18 protein-coding genes and 1 pseudogene are annotated in these 17,859 nt (G+C 68.5%); 12 read left to right on the forward strand and 7 right to left on the reverse strand.

The window, feature by feature from the left end:
- The first annotated feature begins 45 nt into the window (after positions 1–45).
- A complete protein-coding gene (locus tag AB5I40_RS04195; protein ID WP_370937086.1) occupies positions 46–1,260 on the forward strand; it encodes a cytochrome P450 in 1,215 nt (404 codons plus the stop codon).
- A gap of 23 nt (positions 1,261–1,283) precedes the next feature.
- On the opposite strand, the gene AB5I40_RS04200 is transcribed toward AB5I40_RS04195, so the two are convergent.
- Complete coding sequence (locus AB5I40_RS04200) at positions 1,284–1,460, reverse strand: hypothetical protein (RefSeq protein WP_370937087.1); 177 nt, start codon at positions 1,458–1,460, stop codon at positions 1,284–1,286.
- Between the two features lie 68 nt (positions 1,461–1,528).
- Between AB5I40_RS04200 and AB5I40_RS04205 the strand changes: the two genes are divergently transcribed.
- The gene (locus AB5I40_RS04205) at positions 1,529–1,678 is read left to right on the forward strand and encodes a hypothetical protein (protein ID WP_370937088.1); all 150 of its coding nucleotides are present in this window, start codon (positions 1,529–1,531) and stop codon (positions 1,676–1,678) included.
- A 66-nt stretch (positions 1,679–1,744) separates the two neighbouring features.
- Here the strand turns inward: AB5I40_RS04205 and AB5I40_RS04210 are convergent, their stop codons facing one another.
- Both AB5I40_RS04210 and AB5I40_RS04215 read right to left on the reverse strand, forming a co-directional pair.
- The gene (locus tag AB5I40_RS04210) at positions 1,745–3,196 is read right to left on the reverse strand and encodes an amidase (protein ID WP_370937089.1); all 1,452 of its coding nucleotides are present in this window, start codon (positions 3,194–3,196) and stop codon (positions 1,745–1,747) included.
- Positions 3,197–3,414: 218 nt separating this feature from the next.
- Positions 3,415–4,092: a GntR family transcriptional regulator gene (locus AB5I40_RS04215; RefSeq protein ID WP_370937090.1), complete on the reverse strand. Its 678-nt coding sequence runs from the start codon at positions 4,090–4,092 to the stop codon at positions 3,415–3,417.
- 231 nt (positions 4,093–4,323) lie between these two features.
- Here AB5I40_RS04215 and AB5I40_RS04220 point away from each other — a divergent pair, with 231 nt between their 5' ends.
- The 7 genes and pseudogenes from AB5I40_RS04220 to AB5I40_RS04250 all read left to right on the forward strand — a co-directional run bounded on the left by AB5I40_RS04220 (position 4,324) and on the right by AB5I40_RS04250 (position 11,421).
- Positions 4,324–5,493, forward strand: coding sequence for an acyl-CoA dehydrogenase family protein (locus AB5I40_RS04220; RefSeq protein WP_370937091.1), 1,170 nt, complete (start codon positions 4,324–4,326; stop codon positions 5,491–5,493).
- Complete coding sequence (locus AB5I40_RS04225) at positions 5,490–6,317, forward strand: CoA ester lyase (protein ID WP_370937092.1); 828 nt, start codon at positions 5,490–5,492, stop codon at positions 6,315–6,317. Before AB5I40_RS04220 ends, AB5I40_RS04225 begins: the two co-directional genes overlap by 4 nt.
- Positions 6,314–7,461, forward strand: a pseudogene (locus tag AB5I40_RS04230) (acyl-CoA dehydrogenase family protein). Before AB5I40_RS04225 ends, AB5I40_RS04230 begins: the two are co-directional and overlap by 4 nt.
- An 8-nt stretch (positions 7,462–7,469) precedes the next feature.
- Complete coding sequence (fabG, locus tag AB5I40_RS04235; protein WP_370937093.1) at positions 7,470–8,189, forward strand: 3-oxoacyl-ACP reductase FabG; 720 nt, start codon at positions 7,470–7,472, stop codon at positions 8,187–8,189.
- Positions 8,186–9,049, forward strand: coding sequence for a MaoC family dehydratase N-terminal domain-containing protein (locus AB5I40_RS04240; RefSeq protein ID WP_370937094.1), 864 nt, complete (start codon positions 8,186–8,188; stop codon positions 9,047–9,049). Before fabG ends, AB5I40_RS04240 begins: the two co-directional genes overlap by 4 nt.
- Entirely contained in the window at positions 9,042–10,256 is a 1,215-nt protein-coding gene (locus tag AB5I40_RS04245) for an acetyl-CoA C-acetyltransferase (RefSeq protein ID WP_370937095.1), read from the forward strand. The genes AB5I40_RS04240 and AB5I40_RS04245 overlap by 8 nt, the downstream gene beginning before the upstream one ends.
- Before the next feature lie 4 nt (positions 10,257–10,260).
- A complete protein-coding gene (locus AB5I40_RS04250) occupies positions 10,261–11,421 on the forward strand; it encodes a CoA transferase (RefSeq protein WP_370937096.1) in 1,161 nt (386 codons plus the stop codon).
- A gap of 111 nt (positions 11,422–11,532) precedes the next feature.
- On the opposite strand, the gene AB5I40_RS04255 is transcribed toward AB5I40_RS04250, so the two are convergent.
- The 4 genes from AB5I40_RS04255 to AB5I40_RS04270 all read right to left on the reverse strand — a co-directional run bounded on the left by AB5I40_RS04255 (position 11,533) and on the right by AB5I40_RS04270 (position 15,570).
- Complete coding sequence (locus AB5I40_RS04255) at positions 11,533–12,033, reverse strand: hypothetical protein (protein ID WP_370937097.1); 501 nt, start codon at positions 12,031–12,033, stop codon at positions 11,533–11,535.
- Between the two features lie 230 nt (positions 12,034–12,263).
- Complete coding sequence (locus tag AB5I40_RS04260) at positions 12,264–13,088, reverse strand: alpha/beta fold hydrolase (RefSeq protein WP_370937098.1); 825 nt, start codon at positions 13,086–13,088, stop codon at positions 12,264–12,266.
- A complete protein-coding gene (locus AB5I40_RS04265; protein ID WP_370937099.1) occupies positions 13,088–13,999 on the reverse strand; it encodes a VOC family protein in 912 nt (303 codons plus the stop codon). Before AB5I40_RS04265 ends, AB5I40_RS04260 begins: the two co-directional genes overlap by 1 nt.
- 11 nt (positions 14,000–14,010) lie before the next feature.
- The gene (locus AB5I40_RS04270; protein WP_370937100.1) at positions 14,011–15,570 is read right to left on the reverse strand and encodes an FAD-dependent monooxygenase; all 1,560 of its coding nucleotides are present in this window, start codon (positions 15,568–15,570) and stop codon (positions 14,011–14,013) included.
- Between the two features lie 132 nt (positions 15,571–15,702).
- On the opposite strand from AB5I40_RS04270, the gene AB5I40_RS04275 reads away from it, so the two are divergent.
- The 3 genes from AB5I40_RS04275 to AB5I40_RS04285 are packed head-to-tail and all read left to right on the forward strand — an operon-like array spanning position 15,703 to position 17,812.
- Entirely contained in the window at positions 15,703–16,341 is a 639-nt protein-coding gene (locus AB5I40_RS04275; RefSeq protein ID WP_370937101.1) for a TetR/AcrR family transcriptional regulator, read from the forward strand.
- A 23-nt stretch (positions 16,342–16,364) separates the two neighbouring features.
- Positions 16,365–16,640: a hypothetical protein gene (locus AB5I40_RS04280; protein ID WP_370937102.1), complete on the forward strand. Its 276-nt coding sequence runs from the start codon at positions 16,365–16,367 to the stop codon at positions 16,638–16,640.
- Positions 16,637–17,812, forward strand: a complete 1,176-nt coding sequence (locus tag AB5I40_RS04285) for an AI-2E family transporter (RefSeq protein WP_370937103.1) — start codon at positions 16,637–16,639, stop codon at positions 17,810–17,812. Before AB5I40_RS04280 ends, AB5I40_RS04285 begins: the two co-directional genes overlap by 4 nt.
- Positions 17,813–17,859: the final 47 nt, after the last annotated feature.

The raw sequence follows: 17,859 nt of genomic DNA on the forward strand, positions 1-17,859 counted from the left end.
TCTCCGCGATCGTGGTGACATCAAGCCACCACGAGAGGATTTCCGATGAGCCAGCAGCTTTCCCCGGTCCAGGGCCTGCCGATGGACCGCGACGCCGGCCCGTTCGACCCGCCCGCCGCGATCACCGCGCTGCGCGAAACCCGCCCGGTCAGCCCGATGCTGTTCCCGGACGGCCACGAGGGCTGGCTGATCACCGGCTACGACGCGGTCCGCCACGTCATGTCCGACGCGCGGTTCTCTAACCGCCTGGACCTCGGCGTGGTCCACGTGCCGTACGAGACGCCGGGGATGCCGGTCGCGACCGAGCCGTCGCCGCAGATCCCCGGCTTGTTCATCAGCATGGACGCCCCCGACCACACCCGGTTGCGGCGCAAGCTCACCGGCGCGTTCACCGTCAAGCGGATGAAACAGCTCGAAGACGGGATCATCAAGATCACCGAAGAGCAACTGGACGCCGTCGCGCAGCTGGCGCCGCCGATCGATCTCGTGCGGGAGTTCGCGCTTCCGGTGCCGTCGCTGGTGATCTGCGAGCTGCTCGGCGTTCCCTACGCCGACCGCGAGACCTTCCAGGCGAACTCGTCGAAGTTCATGGAACGGGACGTGAACCTCGAAGACAAGATGGCCGCTTTTGGCGCGATGATGGGGTACCTGGGCCAGCTGTGTGCGGACAAGCGTGCTGAGCCTGGCGAGGACATCCTGTCTGATCTTGCTCGCGACTCGGATTTGAGTATCGAAGAGCTGACCGGGATGGCGTTCCTGCTGTTGCTGGCCGGGCATGAGACGACCGCGAACATGCTGTCGCTGGGTGCCTTCGCGTTGCTCGAGAACCCCGCGCCGCTGGCCGAACTGCGGGCCGACCCTTCGCTGTTCTCCAACGCGGTGGAGGAACTGATGCGCTACCTGTCGGTGGCCGACATCTTCTACCGCTACGCGACGGAGGACGTCGAGCTCGGCGGCGAGACGATTCCGGCTGGATCGACTGTGGTCGTGTCGCTGCTCGCCGCCAACCGCGATCCGGGTCGCTTCGAGAACCCCGATGTGCTTGACGTGCACCGGAAGGTCCGGGGGCAGGTGGCGTTCGGGCACGGGATTCATCAGTGTCTCGGGCAGCAGCTGGCTCGTATCGAGATGCGGGCTGGGTTCGAGGGATTGTTCCGCCGTTTCCCGGACCTGCGGCTCGCGGTTCCGGCTGGGGAGGTGCCGTTGCGGACGAACATGAACATTTACGGGGTGCACGAGCTTCCGGTTACTTGGGGCTGACTGTCTGCTTAGGAGCGGAGACGTCACCGGTCGACGCGCGATACCGCCTCGATCCCGACTGGGCGTGGCTCGCCACCCCGGCCGGTGTCGTCGACGATCGCCGACAGTTCGATCGCGATGATGGCGATTCTGGGACGGCGCCTCGGATTCGCCGTCACTCCGGAAACGGTCACCGGCCCGCTTCCCACCGCATACCGCATGTACCGCTATGCACCTTTGCGGCCCGTCGGCTAGCTCCGTCGATCATCCGAAGCTCGCGGCCGTCCTCATGGCGACCGGAGCGACGCGGCTCCTCTGCACCGAGATGTCCTCGCACTACTGGGACCAGCACGGAACAGAAGGCCGGAACTGGATGGGACGGCTGCTGGAGCTGATCCGCTCCGAACGAGCCTTCGCCGGCGCGGGAATTCTGGACTGAAACAACCGGAAGCGGACCGTCGGTGTTCGCCTCGCCCCCCTCGGCTCCGAGGCGAACACCGATCCCCTACCTCGGAACCTGGAACCCGCCGATCCGCTCCTCCAGCAGTTCGGCCAGCTTCAACGGCGTCCGGTCCTCGAACATCGGCCCGATCACCTGCACGCCGACCGGCAGCCCCTCGGCGGACAGGCCGGCTGGCATCGCCGTGGCGGGCAGACCGGGCATGGTGGCCACACCGGCCCAGACCAACTGGTCGAAGAACGGGTACTCGACGCCGTCGATGTCGAGACGGCAGGCCAGCAGATCGGGATTGTGGTCGTGCGGGAACGCGGGCGTCGGCGTCACCGGGCACACGACGGCGTCGAACTCGGCGAAGAATTGCCGCCAGCCGTGGCGGTGCAGTTCGCGGCGGTTGTTGACCTCCAGCCAATCTCGATGAGTGAGCACCATTCCGCGCAGGCGCGAGGCGTCGAGGGACTGGTCGTCGGCGCTCAGTCCGGCGGCGCGGGTCTGCAGCTGCTCGTACGCGTCGACCGGGAAACGCGCGACGGAGCCGGAGAACAGGAGCTGGGTGTAGAGGGTCGCGGCTTCGATCAGGTCAGGCAGCAACGAACTGTGTCGTTCTACGCGGGCGCCGCCCTCGGCTAGGGCGTCGGCTACTCGATTCACGCCAGACCGGACTGCGGTGCTGGTCGGGATGAGCGGATGGTCCTCCAAGACGAGGACTCGGAAGTCGTTCAGGCGCGAGTGGCGGGCGGGCGGCAGGGCCAGCTCGTGTGCCACGCCGTACGTGAGCGGGTCCGGTCCGGCCATGACGTCCAGCAGGAGCGCTAGGTCGCGGGCGGTGCGCGCCATGGGGCCGACGACGGCGAGGTCCAGGTCGACCGGCAACGCCGGCCCGGGCGGAGTGACCATGCCGCGGTTCGCCACCAGTCCGAGGGAAGGCTTGTGTCCGTAGACGCCGCAGAAGTGTGCGGGGGTGCGCAGCGAGCCGCCGATGTCGGAGCCGATGGACAGCGCGCCGAAACCAGCCGCGAGGGCCGCTGACGAACCGCCGGAGGAGCCGCCGGGGGTGCGGGCGTGGTTCCACGGGTTGTTGGTGGTGCCGTAGACCGGGTTGGAGCTCTGCAGACCCTGCAGTCCCAAGGGCACGTTGGTCTTGCCGAGGATTACCGCGCCGGCGGACTTGAGTCGTGCCACTTGCACCGCGTCCTCGGCGGGCATGAAGTCCCGGTGCTGCGGCATGCCCCAGGTCGTGGGCAGGCCGACGACGTTGTAGCACTCCTTGACGGTCACCGGAATGCCGAGCAGCGGCCGGTCCTCGCCGCGGGCGCGCGCCTGGTCGGCGTCACGGGCGGCGGCGCGCGCACGGTCGAAGTCCGGCACGCAGATCGCGTTGAGCGCCTTGTCTTCCCGCTCGATACGGGCGATCGCCTCGTCGGTCAGCTCCGCCGACGTCACTTCACCAGCACGCAAAGCGGCCGCGAGTTCTTCGGCCGAGTGAAAGTTCCGCTCCATGAATTTGACCGTAACGGGTACCGGGAGAAGCCATAAAATATGAATTCGCACAACGGGGCTAGGGCTCGTTGTGAGTGAGCGTCCACACTGGACGGGGGCGAAGGGGGTCACGGTCATCCGTCGGCGTTCCTCGCCATCACCGGCAACACCACGTCGCAGTGCTGGCCGCCCACGATGTGCTGCGGCCCTCTGGGAACGACCGCAAACTGACCTGAAGGTCAGTGGTCCCAGAATCCTTGCTTCTCAAGCAAAGCGACCGCGCGCTCGCCCGCGTCGGCGAGGTGTTTCTCCACGAGCGTTCGCGCTCGGGCGGCTGAGCGAGCCGACAACGCCGCCAGGATCAGCCGGTGGTCAGCCCGTGCCTTGTCCGGCCAGTCCTCGTGCGCCTCGTAAAACCCGTGCGACACCGTCTTGCCCAGGATGCCGAGGAGCGAGAGGAGCCGGCGCGAGTCGGCGGCGTAGTTGATCCTGCGGTGGAACTCGAAGTTCAGCCGTTCCTGGTCGGCACGGTCCACTGCGGACTCCATCCGGTCCGCCAGATCGTGCATCGCCTGCAGGCTTTCCGGCGAAAGGTTCTTCGCCGCGCGCTCCGCGGCCAATCCGGACACGACGCCGAACACGCGGAAGTGGTCCCGGATGTCGTCGCGCGTCATCCGGGCGACGAAAGCGCCGCGGCGGGCGATGTGCTCGACGACGCCCTCGTGGTCGAGGGTGATCAGCGCTTCGCGGATGGGCAGCTTGCTGATGCCGAGCTCGTCGGCGAGCGCTTCCTGGTCAATCTTCGCGCCCGCGCGCAGCTGGCCGGAAAAGACCCGTCGCCGGATCTCCTGCGCGGCCATCGCGTTGAGGTTCGCCGGGCCGGTGCGGCGCGGTCCGGCACTCGCGGTTTCGGGCATCGCCACGACCTTCTCCCATCCCTGCGACGACGGCTGCTTCGGATGAAGTATTACACGAACGTGGCCGGTTCAGACGGCCTCTTCCACCCCCACCGGCCGTGCCCGCCACCGCCAGAAATCTGGCTGCACCTGCATGTTTACTGCCGCCAGCCGGTCATCCGACAGTGTGAGCCATTCGCTGATTTCTGATAAAGTATTTTCCGGGCGCGGCAGCTGAGTCATAGTGGGGGCATGGCAGCAGCGGTGACTCCCGAGGACTTCCGGCCGATCCTGGAGCTGGTGCGCGACTTCGTCCGGGCGAAGGTCGTTCCGCGCGAGCAGGAGATCATGGACGGCAACGCCATCCCCGACGACCTGCGCAGGCAGGCCGCCGAGATGGGCCTGTTCGGCTACGCGATCCCCCAGGAATGGGGCGGGCTCGGGCTCGACCTGACCCAGGACGTCGAACTGGCGATGGAGTTCGGCTACACGTCGCTGGCGCTGCGGTCGATGTTCGGGACCAACAACGGCATCGCCGGGCAGGTGCTGGTCGGCTTCGGCACCGACGAGCAGAAAACGCAGTGGCTGGAGCGCATCGCCTCGGGCGAGGTCGTCGCGTCGTTCGCGCTGACCGAGCCCGGTGCCGGGTCCAATCCCGCGGGACTGCGGACCAAGGCGGTGCGCGACGGGGACGACTGGGTGATCGACGGGCAGAAGCGGTTCATCACCAACGCGCCGATCGCGGATCTGTTCGTCGTGTTCGCCCGTACCCGTCCCGCTGACGAGTCCGGGCCGGGCATCGCGGTGTTTCTCGTGCCCGCGGACACTCCGGGGCTCGAGGTGGGGCCGAAGGACAAGAAGATGGGCCAGGAAGGTGCCTGGACCGCGGACGTCACCTTCAGCAACGTCCGGGTGCCTGCGTCCGCTCTTGTCGGCGGCAACGAGGACGACGGGTATCGCGCCGCGATGACCTCCCTCGCGCGGGGTCGCGTGCATATCGCCGCGCTGGCTGTGGGTTCGGCGCAGCGGGCGCTGGACGAATCCGTCACGTACGCCGCTTCGGCGACCCAGGGCGGTCAGGCGATCGGCGATTTCCAGCTGGTGCAAGCAATGCTGGCTAATCAGCAGACCGGGGTGATGGCCGGGCGCGCGCTGGTGCGCGAGACCGCGGCGCGCTACGTGTCCGGTGAAGACCGGCGGATCGGGCCATCGGCCGCGAAGCTGTACTGCACGGAGATGGCGGGCAAGGTCGCCGACCTCGCGGTCCAGATCCACGGCGGCACCGGATACATGCGCGACGTCCCCGTCGAACGCATCTACCGCGACATCCGGCTCCTGCGGCTCTACGAAGGCACCAGCGAAATCCAACGCCTCATCATCGGCGGCGGCCTCGTCCGCCAAGCCAAGAAAGCACAGAAATGACCAGCCGCGCCGCTACGCGGGCGCGGGAAGCGGCCACCCTGCTGTTCGTTCCCGGTGACCGGCCGGAGCGCTTCGGCAAGGCCGTCGCCTCGGGGGCGAGCTTGGCCGTGCTCGACCTGGAGGACGCCGTCGCGCCGGACCGCAAGGAGTACGCGCGGGAACAAGTCGTCGCGTGGCTCGAGGAGAACCCCGAGTGCGCGGTGCGCGTGAACGCGGCCGGCACCGCCTGGCACGACGAAGACCTCGCCGTGCTCAGGCGACGCCGGTGCACGGTGATGCTGCCGATGGCCGAACCGGCGACGACGCGTGCGGCGGCCGAACAACTCGGCGTGCTGCCAGCCGTGATCGCGCTGGTCGAAACCGCACGGGGCATCCTGGACGCGCGGGAGACCGCGACCGTGCCGAACGTCCAGCGCCTCGCGTTCGGCAGCTTCGATCTGGCGGCAGAGCTGGGTGCCGATCCGGCCGACCGGGACGCGTTCGTCGCGGCACGGGGCGCACTCGTGCTCGCTTCGGCGTCGGCCGGGCTGCCCGGGCCGATCGACGGCGTCACCGCGGATCTGAACAACGAACTGCACCTCACCGACGAAGTCCACTACGCGCGGCGGCTCGGGTTCACCGGAAAGCTGTGCGTGCACCCGAAACAGGTGCCCGTCGCCGCCGCTGCACTGCGCCCGACCCGCGAGGAAATCCGCTGGGCACAGTCGATCCTCGACGCCGGTGCGGGCGGCGCGGCCGCGGTGAACGGGCAGATGATCGACAAGCCAGTGCTGGAACGTGCTCAGCGCGTCCTCCGGCAGGCACGAGAAGGGAACGGGCGATGACGCTCACCGACGACGAACAGCAGATGATCGCCCTGGTCGCGGAATTCGTGGACGAACGCGTCCGCCCCCGCGTCCGCGAATTCGAGGCCGACGACATCTACCCCGCCGAGTTCATCGACGAGATGAAAACCTCGGCTTCTTCGGACTGCTCGTCCCGGCCGAATACGGCGGCGTCGACGTCAGCACCGCCTGTTTCGCCCGCGTCACCGAAGAACTCGCACGCGGCTGGATGAGCCTGGCAGGCGCGATCGGCGGACACTCCGTCATCACGTACCTGATCAAGACCTTCGGTACGCCGGAGCAGCGTGAGAAGTACTTGCCCGCGATGGCCGAGGGGCGGATCCGGGCGACGATGGCGTTGACCGAGCCCGGCGGCGGCAGCGACCTGCAAGCCATGCGCACCCACGCCGTTCCCGGCGACGAGGGCTACACGATCACCGGCTCGAAAACGTGGATCTCCAACGCCGCGCACTCGGGCCTGATCGGGCTGTTGTGCATCACCGACCGCGACGCGAAACCCGCGCACCGCGGCATGAGCGTGCTCCTGGTCGAACCCGGCGACGGCCTCATCGTCTCCAAGAAACTCCCCAAACTCGGCTACCGCGGGGTCGAAGCCTGCGAACTCGTCTTCGACGGCCAGAAAGTGCCCGCGGACGCTGTTCTCGGCGGCGAACCGAACCAGGGCTGGTCGCACATGATGCGCGGCCTGGAAGTCGGCCGGATCCAGGTCGCCTCCCGCGCGCTCGGCGTCGGACAGGCCGCGCTCAACGACGCCGTCCGCTACGCCCAGGAACGCGAATCCTTCGGCAAACCCATCTGGAAACACCAATCCGTCGGCAACCTGCTCGCCGACATGGCCACGAAGATGCGCGCGGCCCGGCTGCTCACGTTGGACGCCGCGGAGAAGCTCGACGCGGGCGAACGAGCGGACATGGAGGCCGGGATGGCGAAACTGTTCGCGTCCGAGACCGCGATGCAGGTCGCGCTCGACGCCATCCGCGTCCACGGCGGCTACGGCTACTCCAAGGAGTACGACGTCGAACGCTACTTCCGCGACGCCCCTTTGATGATCGTCGGCGAGGGAACCAACGAAATCCAGCGCAACGTCATCGCCGCGCAACTCGTCGCCCGCAACAAGATCTGAAGGACGCCATGACTCTCCTCAACGGCCGGACCGCTGTGATCACCGGCGGCGCGCAAGGCATCGGGCTCGCCATCGCCGAACTGTTCGTCGCCCAGGGCGCCCGCGTGGTGCTCGGCGACATCGACGGCGATGCGGCCGCGAAAGCCGCCGGGAGCTTGGACGGCGTCGGGGTCGCCTGCGACGTCACCAAAGCGTCCGATGTGGACGCTCTGCTCGCCGCGGCCCCGTCTCCGGTGGACGTGTTCGTCAACAACGCGGGCATCACCCGCGACGCGACCATGCGGACGATGACCGAGGACGACTTCGACCAGGTCATCTCCGTGCACCTCAAAGGCACCTGGAACGGCACCCGCAAAGCCGCCGCCATCATGCGCGAACGCAAGCGCGGCGCGATCGTCAACCTCTCCTCGCTGTCGGGCAAAGTCGGCATGGTCGGGCAGACCAACTACTCCGCCGCCAAAGCCGGAATCGTCGGGCTGACCAAGGCCGCGGCCAAAGAAATGGCGCACCACGGCGTCCGCGTGAACGCGATTCAGCCGGGCCTGATCCGCACCGCCATGACCGAAGCCATGCCGCAGAAAGCCTGGGACCAGAAGATGGCCGAGATCCCGATGCACCGCGCGGGCGAAGTCAGCGAAATCGCTTCGGTGGCGCTGTTCCTCGCCTCCGACCTGTCCTCCTACATGACCGGCACCGTCCTCGAAGTGACCGGCGGGCGATTCATGTGACCGGCTGGCAACCCCATGCCGTCACGACCGCGGAACTGGTGGACCCGGCCCCGGTCGCGGCACTGGCCGCGCTCTTCGACAACGGACTTCCCGCACCCCGGCCGGGCGAGGACCTGCCGCCGCTGTGGCACTGGGTCGCACTCCCCCGCTGGCCGGTCTCCTCGGAACTCGGCCCCGACGGACACCCGGCGCGCGGCACCTTCCTTCCGCCGACCGACCTGCCCCGGCGGATGTTCGCCGGGGGCGAGGTCGTGCTGCACCGGTCGCCGAAAATCGGCGAGACCGTGACCCGTAGGTCCATTGCGGACTCCGTGACCGAGAAGTCCGGCCGCTCCGGACAGCTGGCGATCGTCGTGGTGCGGACCGTTCTGTCCGGTGTGGACGGTGCACCGCTCGTCGAGGAACGGCAGGACATCATCTACCGCGAAGCGGACGCGACCGCCTCCGAAGCACCGGTGGAACCCGCTGACCTCGCGGGTGCTCCGTTCCGCCGCAGCGGGGACGGCTGGGATTTCGCCACCGACCCCACCCTGCTGATGCGCTTCTCCGCAGCCACCGCGAACCCGCACCGCATCCACTACGACTGGCCCTACGCCACCCGGGTCGAGGGCTACCCGGGCTTGGTCGTGCACGGGCCGTTGATGTCGCTCGCGCTGGCCGAAGTGCTGCGCCTGGACTCCCCCGCCGCGCGAGTCACCCGGCTGGCGCACCGCAACCTGGCCCCGCTGTTCTGCGGCCAGCCCGCACAGCTGCGAACCGAACCCCGCCCCGGCGGCGCGACCCTGACCCTCACCGGGGACGCCGGACCGCGCACCAGCCTCGAAGCCGACTATCACGAGGAAGGCACTCCCCATGCGTGACGCCGTCATCTGCGAACCCGTCCGAACCCCGATCGGCCGCTTCGGCGGTGCGCTCAAGACCGTGCCCGCCGCCGACCTCGGCACCATTGCGCTCAACGGCTTGCTGGAACGCACCGGACTGCCCGCCGACGCGATCGACGACGTCATCCTCGGCCACTGCTACCCCAGCGCCGAAGCCCCGGCGATCGGCCGGGTCGTCGCCCTCGACGCCGGGCTGCCGGTCACCGTGCCCGGAATGCAGGTCGACCGCCGCTGCGGTTCCGGGCTGCAGTCGGTGCTCCTGGCCGCACTGCAGGTACAGGCGGGCGCGAGCGACCTCATCGTCGCGGGCGGCGCGGAAAGCATGTCCAACACCGTCTTCTACGCCAACGACCTCCGCTGGGGTGCCGGCGGCGCGGGCGTCCACCTGCACGACTCGCTCACCCGCGGCCGCCAAACCCCCGGCGGCAAGCACTACCCGGTACCCGGCGGCATGCTCGAAACCGCCGAAAACCTCCGCCGCCAATACAACATCAGCCGCGAAGAACAAGACCGGCTCGCCGCCGAATCGCACCGACGGGCCGTCGCCGCCCAGCAATCCGGGGTCTTCGCCGAGGAGATCATCCCGGTGCCGGTCGAGACGCGGAAGGGCACCGTCGTCGTGGACACCGACGAACACCCCCGGCCCGACACCACCGTCGAAACGCTCGCCAAGCTGCGACCGGTACTGGGCAAACAAGACCCGGAAGCGACGGTCACCGCAGGCAACGCGAGCGGCCAGAACGACGCCGCCGCCGTCTGCATCGTCACCACCCGCGAACGCGCCGACCAACTGGGCCTGCGCCCGTTGGTACGACTCGTCTCCCATGGCGTCGCAGGAGTCGAACCGAAGGTGATGGGCATCGGGCCCGTGCCCGCCTCCGCGTTGGCTCTCGAACGCGCCGGGCTGAAGATCTCCGACATCGACCTGATCGAACTCAACGAAGCGTTCGCCGCGCAGTCGCTGGCGTGCACCCGCGAATGGAACTTCGGCGAGTCCGACTTCGACCGGCTCAACGTCCACGGCTCCGGCATCTCCCTCGGCCACCCCGTCGGAGCCACCGGCACCCGGATCCTCACGACCATGGCGCGGGAAATGCAGCGCCGCGAAGCCCGCTACGGACTCGAAACCATGTGCATCGGCGGCGGACAGGGCCTCGCCGCGGTGTTCGAGCGGGTGTCGGAGTGACACCATGAACCCCGCGCTGCTGGCCGGACTGCGGGTGGTCGAGCTGTCCGCGTACGTCGCGACGCCGTTGTGCGGGCTCACCCTCGCCCAGCTCGGCGCGGACGTCGTCCGGGTCGAACCCCTCGGCGGAGCCGCCGACCGCACCCGCTGGCCCTTGTCGGACTCCGGGACCAGCCTCTACTGGTCCGGACTGAACAAAGGAAAGCGCGCAGTCGCCGTCGACCTGGAGTCCGAAGTGGACCGTCGCAGGGTAGCCGACCTGATCGTCGACGGCGGCCCGTGCGTGGTCGTCACCAACACCGAACGACACGCCGACCTCGGCTACGAGGCACTGAGCGAGCGGCGGCCCGACCTCATCCACGTCCTGCTGACCGGCCGAGCCGACGGCGGCGCGGCAGTCGACTACACCGTCCAGGCCGCGACCGGCTTCCCGCTGCTCACCGGGACGGGTTCCGCGCCGGTCAACCATGTGGTGCCCGCGTGGGACGTCTGCGCCGGGCTGTACCTCGCGGTGGGCCTGCTGGCCGCCGAACGGCACCGGCTGATCACCGGAGAGGGCCGGTCTATTCGGGTCGCACTGGAAGACGTCGCGCTCGCCACCGCCGGAAACCTCGGCTATCTCGCCGAAGCACAGCTCACCGACCATACTCGGACGAAATCCGGCAACGAGATCTACGGTACTTATGGCGACGATTTCGAGACCGCCGACGGCGTCCGGGTGATGATCGTGCTGCTCACCGAACGGCACTGGCACAAAATGCTCGCCGCGACCGGGCTCGCGGGGGCCTTCGCCGGGTTGAGCGAAGCGCTCGGGATCTCGTTCGCCACCGAATCCGACCGGTACCGGCACCGCGACGTGATCTCCCCGCTGCTGGCGCGATGGTTCGGGCAGACGCCGTACACGGAGGCGGCGGAAGTGCTTACGCGGCACCGCATTTTGTGGGAGCGCTACCGAAGCTTCGCCGAACTCGGCCGGGACGGCGGTGCCGCGTTCCGCGGACTGGCGTTGTTCGGGGAGGTCGAGCAGCCTGGTGCGGGGACGCATTGGGCGCCGAAGTCACCGATCCAGGTGGACGGGGCTCGGCTCGATCCCCGGGTTGCTCCGGAGGTTGGGGAGCATAACGACGATGTGCTGGGCGCGACACCGGAAATCAGCCCCCCGTGACGTCGCCGGAGAGCCGATATCTGTTGTCGCTGCGCGAGTTGAGCAGTCCGGTCAGGCGGGGCTGACGGTGTTGGCCACGCGCCCTGCCGCGCGTGGCCAACACCGGCTTGCTCACTGCTGTGGGCAGAGATACCACGGCCGGGTGACCTCGCTGCCCCACGAGTTCTTTCGGATATCCTCGCAGTAGTACTTTCCCGTAGTGCCGTAGACGCGCAAATGTCCGTGCGTCGGGCCGTGTGAATTGCCGCCCTCCGCGTAGAAGAAGATTCCGCCGCCAGCCCGGCTGGCGCGTCCGCCACGGCCTTCCTCGTGCCATCCGCCCCAGCCGTCGATGCCGGACTCGGCGTAGTAGATCCGGTAGTCGGTGCCGACGGCATAGATGGTCCGGTAGCACAGTTCGCTCTGCTCCGGATAGCACTGCCACCTGATGTCAGCATAATGCTGGTCGCACGGCCTCGCCCCGCCCGGCGGCCCAGGAAGCGAGCAACTCGCCGCGAGTTCCGGCGTGCTCGCACCGGCTGTCGTCGCTCCGCCGACCGCCGTCAGGGCGACGGCGCCGCACACGGCCGCGATCCGCCGGATTGTCGAGCGCGCACTTCTCGAAGTTGCCATCTGAAAACCTCGCCCCTCGGTTTCGATCGGTAATCCGCGATGAGAACGGTCTGACCATCGAGTATTCGCGCGCCGAGAGCGGGAAGTACACCATTTTAATTCTCGGTGCAAAGCCTTGACACTAGCCTCCGGAAAGGCTAAGGGATGACCCGAAGTGCCGAGAATGGGGCCTGCACTGGCAAACGGGATAGGGGCCGTCTCGTTCGCCGAGACGGCCCCGCGACAAACACTCAATGGTGCAGTACGAAATCCGTCACCAACCGGTTGAATTCGTCCGCATGTTCCAGTTGCGCCCAATGCCCGCACCGGTTCAGCAGAACCGCCCGGGAATCCGGAATATTCGCGGCCAAGAACAGCGTCGATTCGAACGACACCACGCGGTCGTCCCGGCCGTGGATCAGCAGCGACGGTGCGGTGATCCCGGAGACCGCCACGAGGTCCAGCCAGATCGGGATCGGGGCTTTCGGGGCCGCCGCGGCGATGGTGCGCAGGTGTTCGGGGCGGGCGAGGGCCGCGTCGGAGCGTTCCTGGCACAGTTCTGGCGTCGCGAACCGGGCCTTGTCGTAGACCATGATTTCCACCAGGCGGCGCATGCCTTCGGGCGTCGCGTCGGAGTAGGTCTCGAACATGATCTTCAGGCCCTCGGTCGGACCGCCGCCCGCGCCGAACAAGAACGGCTTCATCTGGATCGGCGGGCCCATCGTGATCAGGTGCGACACGCGTTCGGGGCGCTCGACCGCGAGCCGGAGCGACGTGTGGCCGCCCATCGAGTTTCCGACGAAGGCGGCTTTTTCGATGCCCAGTACGTCCAGGAGCTGGGTCGCGGCTTCGACGTGGTCGAGAGTGGCGAAGTCCGCGCCGTCGGAGTCGCCCCAGCCTGGCATGTCGGGGGCGATCACGCGGAAATTGCGGGACAGCGCCTCGATATTCGGCGAGTAGTTGCTCCAGCCGGTCGCGCCGGGGCCGCCGCCGTGCAACAGAACAAGCGGGTGGCCTTCGCCGGTTTCGTGGTAGTGGATTTTCCAGTCGCGGGTTTGCACGTAACGCGAAGTCATCAGAGCGCACCTCCGGCGAGCTGTTCCGCGACGGCTTCCGGCGCGCGATGGCCCCACCAGTGCAGGTGGTCGAGTGTCCGCACTTCCCAGGTCTCGTCGTCGATCAGCAAGCCGCCCCAGCCGTACTCGACGGAGAAGCCCGACGGCGTCCGGACGTAGAAGCTGAACATGTGGTCGTTCGGGTGCATGCCGAGCGTCATCTCGAACGGCTGCTTCGCGTCCAGGCACCGGTCGTAAGCGAGGCCGACGTCGCGGATATCGGCGACCTCGATCATGAAGTGATGCGTCCGCTTCGGGTGCGGCATGTCCCCGAACGCGACGGAGTGGTGCCGCGGGTTGCAGTGCAGGAACGCTAGATCCGCGACGACCCCGGGAGCGACCTCCTCGACGATGATGTCGCTGAGTTTGAAGCCGAGCAGGTCCTGGTAGAAGGCGAGATATGTTTCGCGCGGGATGCCTTTGGACAGCAGCACCTGATGGCCCGCACCCCCGGTGCCGGTGACGAAACCGCCGAGGAGCAGGTCGCTGTGGAACGGGGTTTCGGCGTCGGCCAGGCCGGTGACGAGTTCGAGCACGTTGCCCAGCGGATCCGTGACGAGCACGATCCGCTCGACCTTCCGCGCGGCGGCCAGCTCCGGGTCGCCTTCGACGGTTTCGACGCCTGCTTTCCGCAGCTGGGCGACGAGGGAATCCAGCTCAGCCGTCGACGAGACCTCGTAGCCGCTGCGGACGAGGTCGTCGGCGGGGCCTTCGGTGAGGATCCAGCGGTGCGCCTTCTCGTCGGTGCGCAGGGTGAAGCCGTCCGCGGACTTCTCCCCCAGCTGCATGCCGAGCAGGGACACCGCGAAGCGCTCCCATTCGGCGAGGTCGCTGACCTCGTAGACGACGTAGGCAAGGTCTTTCACGGGCATGGAGATTCCTTTCAACGCTGCGAAACGGGGACGGCGAGGCCGGTTTTGTCGGCCGCCGCGACGAACTTGTCGGGACGCACGGCGATCGCTTGGACGCCGTATCGGTCGAACCAGGGCAGCAACGCGTCCTCGAGGTCCACGAGGTCATGAGCGGCCCGGGTATATCCGGTGCGCGGACGGACGGCGACATAGGACGCGCCGAGGGCGTCCCAGTCCGACTGCTCCTCGGGCGTGAGCAGGGTCGCCGGGTCGAGGTCGTTGCCGAGCAGGACGAAACCCTTGCGCAGCAAGGCGTCCAGCCGGTCGATCCGGCCGATGGCGTCGCACGCGAGCGGCTGCGGGAGGTACCGGCCGACGACGGACGCGTCCCCGGTCTCGCCGCGCAGCCAGCCGCCGGCCAGCGTCGGCGGCGCGTTGAGCGGCGGTTCCCAGGGCGTGACCAGGTTAGGCGGGACGGTGTTCATCGCCTCGACCTCCGCCGGGCTCGCCTCCTGCTTGATCACGCGGCCCAGCGCGATCGCCATCCCGGTGTAGAACTCGGCCGACGGACGGCGCTCGGGTTCGTAGGTGTCGAGCCAGTCCTCGCCCAGTTCGCCGCGTACGATCCCGGCCATCTTCCAGCCCAGGTCGTACGCGTCGCGCATGCCGGTCTGCATGCCCGCGCCCGCCCACGGCGGCATGAGGTGCGCGGCGTCGCCGGCGAGGAAAATCCTTCCCTGACGGTAGGTTTCGGCCATCCGGACGTGGTGGCGGTAGAACGCGTACTGGTGGATTTCGACGTCGGCCTCGGTCACGCCCAGCGCGTGCAGCAGCGGCCACACCTGCACGTCGGTCGGGAACTCCGCTTCGGACTCGGTGGTCTTGAGCGGGATCTCCCAGCGGTGGTTGCCCGCCGAGAGCGCGATGTCGACGACCGGGCGTTCGCGGTCGGTCCAGAAGGTGAGGAAGTCGCGGTCCGGCCACCAGCGCTTGACCCGGCAGTCGATGACGATCCACAGCGTGTCGCCGGTGTCGCCGTGCATCGGGATGCCGAGCATCTTGCGCACCGGGGACGAGCCGCCGTCGGCCGCGATCGCGTACCGGGTGCGAGTGGTGGTCTCCTCCTCCGTTTCGCGGTCGCGCGCGGTGACGGTCACGCCACTGGCGTCCTGCTCGACACCGACCACTTCGACGCCGTACCGCACGTCCAGACCGGAGTGCTCCTCGCCGCAGCGACGCAGTTCAGCTTCGAGGGCGGGCTGGTAGATGTTGTAGAACCGCGGCTTGCTCCCGCGCGTGCCGAGCGTGCTCGGCGGATGCTCGACGCGCATCACCTCGCGGCCGTCGTAGGTCACCCAGCGCAGCGCCCGCTGCGGTTCGACGACGCGCTCGACCCGGTCGTCGACGCCGAGGTCCTGCAGGATCCGCATCGTCCAGTCGTTGATCGTGACCGCCCTCGCCCGGGCGTAGACGTCCTGGTCCCGCTCGAACGCGGCCACCCGCGCGCCCTTCGCGGCCAGGGTCAGCGCCCCGGCCAGGCCCGTCGGGCCGTATCCGACGACGGCGACGTCGGCGTCGTAGTGCTCACTCATGTCCCAGGCTCCACAGTTTTGGACCGGTCGTTCGGTTCATTAGTGGCTACGGTCACACCTCGGCTGGGGGTTCGTCAAGCGCGTCGCGCACGATTCCGGTCTGCAGAAAACCGGCGGCCCTATGCTCTCGGCGTGGACACAGCGCGGGCCGGGAACCGGCGGGGACGGCGTTCCCGGGAGGAAATCCTCGACACGGCGTCGCGGATCATGGCCGAACGCGGCTACTCCGCGACGACGATGTCGGTGCTGAGCGCCGAGACCGGCATTCCGAAGAGCGCGATCTACCACCACTTCCAGTCCAAGGGCGGGCTGCTGTCGGCCGTCATGGAACGCGGGGCGTACGAGTTCTTCCGGCACCTGCGCGAGTCGCAGGCGAATCCGCCCGAGAACCTGCCTCCCGCCGAACTGCTCGGCTGGTTCCTGCAGCGCACCGGCGAGGTCTTCGCGGCGAAGCCCGACTTCCTGCGGCTGCACCTGATCCTGCTGATGAGCGCCGAGGCGGTCGCGGACCTCGAGGTGAAGGAGATCATCGAACGGGTCCGCGCCGACGGGCGGCGGCACATGCGCCGGATGATCTCCCAGTCGTGGGCCAGCGTCGGACCGGAGACGGCGGAGAAGGTAGGCGAGGCGCTGGACTACTTCGGCATCGCCGGATTCGACGGCGCGTTCGTCGCGTGGCAGGCGGAACCGGAGCGGTCCATGCGGGACCAGATGGCGTTGCTGACCGAGGCCATGGTCGCGATCGCGGAACGGGTGCTCGCCGAGGGTTAACCGCACCGGCTCGAAGATCCACAATGGACGGTGCGGATGCGCGTTTCTCCTCGCCCGTCGCAGCAAACCCGCCCGACGACACCCCGCCCGATGCCGGACAGGCTTCAGGGCTCTCGCAACCGATGCCCGCGCGCTCGCTGAGCGGCTGGCAGCAGTCGCGATCCTCGTGCTCGGAGTGGCCGCTGCGCGCCGTCCACGGTTATCGCCGTTTGCGAGTGATCCCCGCCGGGAATTCGCGGCGCGAGGTGATCGACGTGGTGCGAACCGACGTAGCCAACGCAGACGCGGCGGCGGGATGAGCGTCCCGGCCCGCCGGATCGCGGGTGCGAACCGCCATCGACGCCGCGACGCCGCTGACGCGGTGCCGTGGTCACTGCGGGTCGCCGCTGCGGCCAGCTGGCGGTTCCTGCTCGTCCTGACCATGCTCGGCGTCGTCGCGTGGACGCTCGGCTACCTCGCGAGCGTCACCGTGCCGATCGGGATCGCGCTGCTCCTGTCGGCGTTGTTCGCGCCGCTGGTGGAGCGGCTGGTGCGCTGGCACGTGCCCCGCGCGCTGGCGACGCTTGTCGCGATCGTCGTCGGGCTCGCCGTCCTCGGCGGGGTTCTCACGCTGGTGATCACCACGGTCACCGCGAGCCTGCCGCAGCTGAGCAGCCAGATCGGGGCCAGTCTCGCGCGGATCAACAACTGGCTGCAGCACGGGCCGCTGCATCTGCCTCAGCTGCAGCAGTTGCTCGACAAAGCGGTCAACGCGATCCAGGGCAACACCGCCGAAATTTCCTCGCGCGTGCTCTCCACCGCCGCGACCGTCGGCGGCGTGCTGACCGAGATGCTGCTGACGCTGTTCGTGCTCATTTTCTTTCTCTACAGCGGCAATCAGATCTGGCGCTTCCTCTTGCGGATCGTGCCCGCCTCCACTCGGGACGAGATCGACGTCGCCGGTCGCCGCGGGTTCGCCTCGCTGGTCAGCTACGTGCGCGCGACCGTGGCCGTCGCCTGTGTGGACGCGGTCTGCATCGGCGTCGGCATCTGGGTGGTCGGGGTTCCGCTCGCGGTGCCGCTGGCGGCGCTGATCTTCATCGGCGCGTTCGTGCCGATCCTCGGCGCGGTGGTGACCGGCGCGGTCGCCGTGCTGATCGCCTTGGTCGCCAACGGATTCGTCGCGGCGGGCATCGTGCTCGCCATCGTCGTCGCGGTGATGCAGCTGGAAAGCCATGTGCTGCAGCCGTTGCTGCTCGGGCGCGCGGTCCGGCTGCACCCGCTGGCCGTGGTGCTGGGCATCGCGCTCGGCCTGGAAATCGCCGGGATCGTCGGAGCGCTGCTCGCGGTGCCGATCCTGGCCGTCGCGAAAGCCGCGTTCGGTTCCCTGCTGCGCGATCCGCACCTGGACCCGGTCGAGATCGACCCGCTGCTGCCCGGCAACGCCCGCACCGCCGGACGATCAAGGTTTCGCCCGCGCAGACGCGGGTAACCGCACGTCGGAGGGACTCTGATGACGAGCTTGATCACTGACAACGC

The sequence above is a fragment of the Amycolatopsis sp. cg13 genome (assembly GCF_041346965.1).
In the GTDB taxonomy this organism is placed as follows: domain Bacteria; phylum Actinomycetota; class Actinomycetes; order Mycobacteriales; family Pseudonocardiaceae; genus Amycolatopsis.

Coding starts and splice junctions, on each gene's coding strand:
- AB5I40_RS04195 (WP_370937086.1), top strand. CDS start 46: ATGAGCCAGCAGCTTTCCCCGGTCCAGGGCCTGCCGATGGACCGCGAC.
- AB5I40_RS04200 (WP_370937087.1), bottom strand. CDS start 1,460: ATGCGGTATGCGGTGGGAAGCGGGCCGGTGACCGTTTCCGGAGTGACG.
- AB5I40_RS04205 (WP_370937088.1), top strand. CDS start 1,529: ATGGCGACCGGAGCGACGCGGCTCCTCTGCACCGAGATGTCCTCGCAC.
- AB5I40_RS04210 (WP_370937089.1), bottom strand. CDS start 3,196: ATGGAGCGGAACTTTCACTCGGCCGAAGAACTCGCGGCCGCTTTGCGT.
- AB5I40_RS04215 (WP_370937090.1), bottom strand. CDS start 4,092: ATGCCCGAAACCGCGAGTGCCGGACCGCGCCGCACCGGCCCGGCGAAC.
- AB5I40_RS04220 (WP_370937091.1), top strand. CDS start 4,324: ATGGCAGCAGCGGTGACTCCCGAGGACTTCCGGCCGATCCTGGAGCTG.
- AB5I40_RS04225 (WP_370937092.1), top strand. CDS start 5,490: ATGACCAGCCGCGCCGCTACGCGGGCGCGGGAAGCGGCCACCCTGCTG.
- fabG (WP_370937093.1), top strand. CDS start 7,470: ATGACTCTCCTCAACGGCCGGACCGCTGTGATCACCGGCGGCGCGCAA.
- AB5I40_RS04245 (WP_370937095.1), top strand. CDS start 9,042: ATGCGTGACGCCGTCATCTGCGAACCCGTCCGAACCCCGATCGGCCGC.
- AB5I40_RS04250 (WP_370937096.1), top strand. CDS start 10,261: ATGAACCCCGCGCTGCTGGCCGGACTGCGGGTGGTCGAGCTGTCCGCG.
- AB5I40_RS04255 (WP_370937097.1), bottom strand. CDS start 12,033: ATGGCAACTTCGAGAAGTGCGCGCTCGACAATCCGGCGGATCGCGGCC.
- AB5I40_RS04260 (WP_370937098.1), bottom strand. CDS start 13,088: ATGACTTCGCGTTACGTGCAAACCCGCGACTGGAAAATCCACTACCAC.
- AB5I40_RS04265 (WP_370937099.1), bottom strand. CDS start 13,999: ATGCCCGTGAAAGACCTTGCCTACGTCGTCTACGAGGTCAGCGACCTC.
- AB5I40_RS04270 (WP_370937100.1), bottom strand. CDS start 15,570: ATGAGTGAGCACTACGACGCCGACGTCGCCGTCGTCGGATACGGCCCG.
- AB5I40_RS04280 (WP_370937102.1), top strand. CDS start 16,365: ATGGACGGTGCGGATGCGCGTTTCTCCTCGCCCGTCGCAGCAAACCCG.
- AB5I40_RS04285 (WP_370937103.1), top strand. CDS start 16,637: ATGAGCGTCCCGGCCCGCCGGATCGCGGGTGCGAACCGCCATCGACGC.